Genomic DNA, 6424 nt, shown 5'->3' with positions numbered 1-6424 from the left:
CCGCGCGACGGCGACGGTCGGCGGACTGGCGCCGAGCGGCTGGCGCAACGTGCCGGCCGTGCCGCAGGCGACGAGCTTCGACGTGGTCGGCTCTCACCCGCCGGCGCCCGAGGCGCCCGCCGACGGCGACGCGCCCGCCGACCCGCTCGCGGTCCGCTACCGCCTGGACCGGAGCGGCCGGCTGGCCGAGCTGACCGTCGGTGGCGCGCCGCTCGGGCTGACCGCCTCGGGCTCCGGCGCCGAGGCGGACGAGGCCGCCGTCGAACTGGTCCGCGCGACGGCCGACGAGGTCGAGCTGCGGATCGCCGGGATCCGCCACCGGTTCACGGTCTTCGCTGGCGCCGATGCCGTCTGGGTGTCCACGTCGGACGGCCAGGTCGCGCTGCGCGAGCGCCCGCGCTTCCCCGATCACGGCGCCGACGCGGCCGCCGGGTCGCTGACCGCGCCGCTGCCCGGCACGGTCCTGCGGGTGCTGGCCGCGGCCGGCGAGCAGGTCGCCGCCGGCCAGCCGCTGGTGGTGCTCGAGGCGATGAAGATGGAGCACGAGATCACGGCGCCGGTCGACGGCACCCTGACCGAGCTGCCGGTCGCGGTCGGCGACCAGGTCGATGGCGGACAGGTGCTGGCGGTCGTCGAGGACGCGGGCGCGTGACGACCGTCGACGCCGCGGCGCCGCTGCGGATCGCCAACTGCTCGGGGTTCTTCGGCGACCGCCTGGCGGCCGCCCGCGAGATGGTGGAGGACGGCCCGATCGACGTCCTCACCGGCGAGTACCTGGCCGAGCTGACGATGTTCATCCTCGCCCGGACCCGCGCGGCCGGCCGCGGCGACGGCACCGTCCCGACCTTCCTGCGGCAGCTCGAGGAGGTCCTCGGCACCTGCGTCGAGCGCGGCATCAAGGTCGTCGCCAACGCCGGCGGCCTCGACCCCGCGACGATGGCCGGGCACGTGCGCGCGCTGGCCGAGCGGCTGGGCCTGCGGCTCGCGGTCGCCCACGTCGAGGGCGACGACCTGCTCGCCCGCGTCGGCGAGCTGCGGGATGCCGGCGAGCCGCTGCGCCACCTCGACGACGGGCGGCCGCTGAGCAAGCTGGGGGTCGAGCCGGTGACGGTCAACGCCTACCTCGGCGGCTGGGGGATCGCCGAGGCGCTGCGGGCGGGCGCCGACGTCGTGATCACCGGCCGCGTGACCGACGCCGCCCTGGTGGTCGGCCCCAGCGCCTGGCGCTTCGGCTGGCGGCGGACGGACTGGGACCGGCTCGCCGGCGCGGTCGCGGCCGGCCACGTGATCGAGTGCGGCGCCCAGGCGACCGGCGGCAACCTGGCCTTCTTCCAGGAGGTGCCCGACCTGCTGCACCCCGGGTTCCCGATCGCCGAGGTCCACGCCGACGGGTCGAGCGTGATCACCAAGCACGCGGGCACCGGCGGGATCGTCTCGGTCGACAGCGTGACCGCCCAGCTGGTCTACGAGATCGCGGATCCGGCCTACCTCAACCCCGACGTCGTGGCCCACTTCGACGCGCTGCGGCTGGAGCAGGAGGGGCCCGACCGGGTCCGGATCGCGGGCGTCCGCGGGTCCGCGCCGCCGCCGACGCTGAAGGTCTGCGTGAACTACGCGGGCGGCCACCGCAACGCCGTCACCGTCGTGATCCCCGGAACCGACGTCGAGGCGAAGGCCCTGCTGTTCGAGCGCCAGCTCGACGCGGCGCTCGGCGATCGGCGGCCGGAGGTGCTGGAGACGCGGCTCGACCAGGTCGTCCGCGGCGGCCCCGGCGGCGAGCGCTGCGGGCTGCTGGAGGTCCAGGTCAAGGACCCGGATCGCCGGCGCGTCGGGCGCGCCTTCTCGAGCGCGATCGTCGAGCTGGCCCTGTCCAGCTTCCCCGGCTTCCACCTGACGGCCCCGCCCGGCGACGCACATCCGTTCGCGATCCACTGGCCGGCGCTCGTCGCGGCCGAGCGCGTCCCGCACGTGGTCGTGCTCGAGGACGGGGACCGGATCGAGATCGCCCCGTCGCCGGCGCGCGGGGAACCGGTCGCCGAGGCGGACGCGCGTGTCGACGCCGCGAGCCCGGGTCCGCCGCAGGCCGAGGCGCCGCCGGCGTCCGCCACCCGGACGGTCCCGCTCGGGACGCTGGTCGGCGCCCGCTCGGGAGACAAGGGCGGCAACGCCAACGTCGGCGTCTGGGCCCGCGACGACGCCGGCCACGCCTGGCTGCGGTCGTTCCTGACCGTCGAGCGGCTGCGCGAGCTGCTGCCGGAGACGGCGCCGCTCGAGGTCCGCCGCCACGAGCTGCCGGGCATCCGCGCGCTGAACTTCGTGATCGTCGGGCTGCTCGGCGACGGCGTCGCCGCCTCGACCCGACCCGATCCCCAGGCCAAGGGCCTCGGCGAGCAGCTGCGCGCGCAGCCGGTCGCCGTGCCCGAGCATCTGCTGACCACCCCACCGACTCCCGCGAGGACCACCCCGTGAGCACCGACGTCCCCGTCCTGCCGCTGATCGAGAGCGACGAGCTGCAGGCGATCCGTGGATCGATCCGCGAGATCGCCGACCGCTTCGGGCCGCACTACATGCGCGAGTGCTACGAGCGGGACGAGCCGCCGAACGCGATGTGGGAGGCCCTCTCCGAGGGCGGCTTCGTCGGGATCAACGTCCCCGAGCAGTGGGACGGCGGCGGGCTCGGCATGCTCGGCCTGATCACCGTCGCCGAGGAGCTCGCGGCCAACGGCAGCACGCTGCTGCTGCTCGTCGTCTCCTCCGCGATCAACGGCTCGATCCTCGCCAAGCACGGCACGACCGAGCAGAAGGAGACCTGGCTGCGCGGGGTCGCCACCGGCACCAAGCGGCTGGCGTTCGCGATCACCGAGCCGGACGCGGGCACCAACTCGCACAACCTGCGGACGACGATCAAGCCGAACGGCAACGGCAAGTACGTCATCAACGGGCAGAAGACGTTCATCTCCGGCGTCGAGCAGTCCGACGCGATCCTGGTCGTCACCCGCGCCGTGCTCGACGACGGCAACCTCGGCCTGCCGTCGCTGGCGCTGGTCGACACCGACGCGCCGGGGCTGAAGCGCGACAAGATCCCGATGCCGTACCTCGGTCCCGACCACCAGTGGACGCTCTTCCTCGACGACGTCGAGGTCGACGAGGACCGGCTGATCGGCGGCTTCAACGGCGGGCTCGGCCCGATCTTCGACGGGCTCAACCCGGAGCGGATCATCGGCGCGGCGCTGGCGATCGGCGGCGGGCGGCTGGCGCTCGAGAAGGCGTCCGCCTATGCGCGCGAGCGGACGGTCTGGAAGACCCCGATCGGCGCCCACCAGGGGATCGCGCACCCGCTGGCGAAGGCGAAGATCGACCTCGACCTGGCCTGGCTGATGACGCAGAAGGCGGCCGTCCTGAACGACGCCGGAGCGAAGGCGGGCGAGGCGTCGAACATGGCGAAGTACGCCGCCGCCGAGGCCGCGATCGAGGCCGTCGAGCGCGCGATCCAGACCCACGGCGGCAACGGGATCACGCTCGAGTACGGCCTCTCCGACCTCTGGTGGGGCGTCCGCCTGACCCGCACCGCGCCGGTCAGCGCCGAGATGATCCTGAACTTCGTGGCCGAGCACTCGCTCGGGCTGCCGAAGTCCTATTGAGTGGGGCCGCGCGTGCCGGTCGTCGTGCGCGACGACCGGCGCCGCGCTCAGGCGGTCGGCGCCGGCAGCGCCGACAGCACCCGCTGCAGCTCGTCGACCGTGACGTAGGTCAGGCCGATCGCGTGGATCTTGTCCCAGACGATCGTGCCGTGCTCGTCGATCACGAAGGTCGCGCGCTTGGTCCCCAGCAGCCGCGAGGCGACGCCGTAGGCGCGGGCGACCGCGTGGTCGGGGTCGGCCAGCAGCGGCACGGTCAGGCCGTGGTGCTCGCGGAAGGACTCCTTGCTGGCGACGTCCTTGCCGCTGATCCCGACGACGGTGACGTCGAGCGCGGAGAGGTCGTCGGCGCGGTCGCGGTACGAGCACATCTGCTTCGTGCAGACCGCGGTCTCGTCGCCGGGGTAGAAGGCCAGCACGATCCGCTTGCCGCGCTGCTCGGAGAGCGTGAACGAGCCGTCGGTGCCCTGGAGGGTGAAGTCCGGCGCCGCGTCGCCGACCTTGGGGGTGGAGGCCATGTCCAGAGCCTACGCGCCGCAGCCCGGGCCGGAGGGGCGATCGGTCACGGATCCCGCGGTCGGGCCGAACTGCAAGGGTAGGTCGGTGCCGACCGCCGAACACGAGATCGAGTGGCGCCTGCTGCAGGCCGCCGATCAGGTCGCGGCCGACGCCGCCGAGGTCCTCGGTCCGCTGGTCGACTGCTCGTCGCCGAGCGGCGACGGCGAGGCGATCGAGCGCTGCGTCGCGATCGTCCTCGAGCGCCTGCCGGAGGGCGCGACCGTCGAGCGACCGCCCTGCTCGACGCCCGGCTTCGCGCCCGACCTGCTGGTCCGCCTGCCCGGGAGCGGTCGCCGGCGGATCGTCCTGCTCGGGCACCTCGACACCGTGATCGGGCACGACCAGCACCGCCCGCTGCGGCGCGACGGCGACCGCTGGGACGGCTCGGGCACCTTCGACATGAAGGGCGGCGACGCGCTCGCCCTCGGGGTCCTGCGGGCGCTCGCCACCGTCGAGGGCCTGCGCGAGGCCTTCGCCGAGGTCGCGCTGCTGCTGGTCGCCGACGAGGAGTGGCGCGAGGACCCCTTCGGCCACGGCGAGCGGTTCGCCGGCTGGGACGCCTGCCTCTGCTTCGAGGGCGGCGAGCGGACCGCGGCCGGCGACGAGGCGGTCGTCGTCCGCCGCAAGGCCGCGGCGACGATCCGCACCACCGCCCACGGCCGCGCCGCCCACGCGGGCAGCTCGCCGGACGACGGCCGCAACGCGCTGCTGGCGCTCGCCGAGGTCGCCCGGATCCTGGCCGCCCACCACGACCCGACGAGCGAGCACCGGCTGAGCGTCGTCCCGACCGTGATCCGCAGCGGCACCGCGCTGAACGTCGTCCCCGACGAGGGTCAGCTGACCTGCGACCTGCGGGCCGACGACCTGGTCGCGGTCGAGCGGGTGCTGGCCACGCTCCCGCAGGCGCTCGACGGGGTCGCGCTGGAGTCCCGCTTCGGGCGCGTCTGGCCGGGGATGGACCACCGCGAGAGCGCCGCGCCGGTCCTCAGCCGCGCCGGCGCGATCCTCGGCCGTCCGATCGTCGCCGCCTCGCGCGGGGGCGCGTCCGACGCCAGCCACCTGGCTCAGCACGTGGCCGTCGCGATCGACGGGCTCGGTCCGCTCGGCGGCGGCGCGCACGCGATCGACGAGCACGTCGACGGGGGTGCGCTGGTCGCCCGCGCCCAGGTCGCGCTGGCGGTCGCGGCGGCGGTCCTCACCGCACCCTGAGCCCGCGGTCGCGGCGGTCGACCGACGATCCGCGCCGGCTCCGGAATCGATCATCTAGGCTCGATCGGTGACCGTCCCGCGCCGTCCCGACAGCTTCGACGAGGAACTGCTCAACGAGGATCTCGCCGAGGTCGAGACGGAGCTGACCGACGATCAGCGCCTCGACCGGATCCGCGGCGAGCTGGACCGGGCCTTCAACCTGCTGCGCGACGTCCGCCGCGGCGTGACGGTCTTCGGATCGGCGCGGCTGGGGCCGGGCACGCCCGAGTACGCGCTGGCCCGGGAGCTCGGCCGGCGGCTGGCCGTCGACGTGCGGGCGACCGTGGTGACCGGCGGCGGGCCGGGGCTGATGGAGGCCGCGAACCGGGGTGCCCACGAGGCCGGCGGCCGTTCGGTCGGACTGCTGATCGACCTGCCGTTCGAGACCCACAGCAACGAGTACCTGGACCTCGCGATCGACTTCCACTACTTCTTCACGCGCAAGGTCTCGTTCGTCCGTTACTCCGGCGCGTTCGTGGCGCTGCCCGGCGGCTACGGCACGATGGACGAGCTGTTCGAGGTCCTCTGCCTGGTCCAGACCCGCAAGATCCGGCGCTATCCGATCGTGCTCCACGGCAGCGCCTACTGGGGTGGGCTGGTGACCTGGCTGCGCGAGCGGATGATGGCCGACGGGCTGATCTCGCCCGAGGACGACGACCTGTTCCACGTCACCGACGACCTCGACCAGGTGGTCGCGATCTGCAACGAGGCGGCGGACGCGCGGGACGCCGGGGGGCCCGGGGACGCGCACGGCGCGTTGGGGGGCTGACCTTCGGGGACGTGGGTGGGGGGCGTGCTCGGCGTCTCGTGGCGGGTGTGGTCCGCGGGGTGTTCTCGGTCGCTCGTGGGCTCGTTTGGGGTGGCGGCTGTGGTCCGCGGGGGTGCGGTGCGCCCTCGATCGCTCGCGGCCAAGGGAGCGGGGTGCTTCGGTCTACGTGGTCTGGTTTGGCCGCGAATGGTGCGATCGAGGGCGCACCCCA

The 6424-nt window shown here is 74.4% G+C and carries 6 protein-coding genes; 5 read left to right on the top strand and 1 reads right to left on the bottom strand.

Features of this window, described 5'->3' with window-relative positions; genetic code table 11:
- The 3 genes from PAI11_RS19450 to PAI11_RS19440 all read left to right on the top strand — a co-directional run.
- Window positions 1-652, top strand: a 652-nt coding sequence (locus PAI11_RS19450; RefSeq protein ID WP_040601055.1) for an acetyl-CoA carboxylase biotin carboxyl carrier protein subunit, incomplete at its 5' end; no start/stop codon positions are given.
- Window positions 649-2469, top strand: coding sequence for an acyclic terpene utilization AtuA family protein (locus PAI11_RS19445; RefSeq protein WP_007578017.1), 1821 nt, complete (start codon window positions 649-651; stop codon window positions 2467-2469). The genes PAI11_RS19450 and PAI11_RS19445, both read left to right, overlap by 4 nt.
- A 17-nt stretch (window positions 2470-2486) precedes the next feature.
- Entirely contained in the window at window positions 2487-3641 is a 1155-nt protein-coding gene (locus tag PAI11_RS19440; protein ID WP_040601056.1) for an acyl-CoA dehydrogenase family protein, read from the top strand.
- 47 nt (window positions 3642-3688) lie between these two features.
- Here the strand turns inward: PAI11_RS19440 and PAI11_RS19435 are convergent, their stop codons facing one another.
- Window positions 3689-4156, bottom strand: coding sequence for a peroxiredoxin (locus tag PAI11_RS19435; RefSeq protein WP_007578013.1), 468 nt, complete (start codon window positions 4154-4156; stop codon window positions 3689-3691).
- 85 nt (window positions 4157-4241) lie between these two features.
- On the opposite strand from PAI11_RS19435, the gene PAI11_RS19430 reads away from it, so the two are divergent.
- Together PAI11_RS19430 and PAI11_RS19425 are read left to right on the top strand one after the other, a co-directional pair.
- Window positions 4242-5405 carry a M20/M25/M40 family metallo-hydrolase gene (locus PAI11_RS19430; RefSeq protein ID WP_007578011.1) on the top strand — a complete coding sequence of 388 codons (1164 nt, stop codon included), beginning with the start codon at window positions 4242-4244 and terminating at the stop codon, window positions 5403-5405.
- 67 nt (window positions 5406-5472) lie between these two features.
- Window positions 5473-6213 carry an LOG family protein gene (locus tag PAI11_RS19425; RefSeq protein ID WP_007578009.1) on the top strand — a complete coding sequence of 247 codons (741 nt, stop codon included), beginning with the start codon at window positions 5473-5475 and terminating at the stop codon, window positions 6211-6213.
- The last annotated feature ends 211 nt before the right edge of the window (window positions 6214-6424 follow it).

Origin of the sequence: Patulibacter medicamentivorans (assembly GCF_000240225.1) — a bacterium.
GTDB lineage: Bacteria > Actinomycetota > Thermoleophilia > Solirubrobacterales > Solirubrobacteraceae > Patulibacter > Patulibacter medicamentivorans.
The sequence above is the reverse complement of the archived record's forward strand: the minus strand, read 5'-3'. Positions and strand labels throughout refer to the sequence as shown.

Coding starts and splice junctions, on each gene's coding strand:
- PAI11_RS19435 (WP_007578013.1), bottom strand. CDS start 4,156: ATGGCCTCCACCCCCAAGGTCGGCGACGCGGCGCCGGACTTCACCCTC.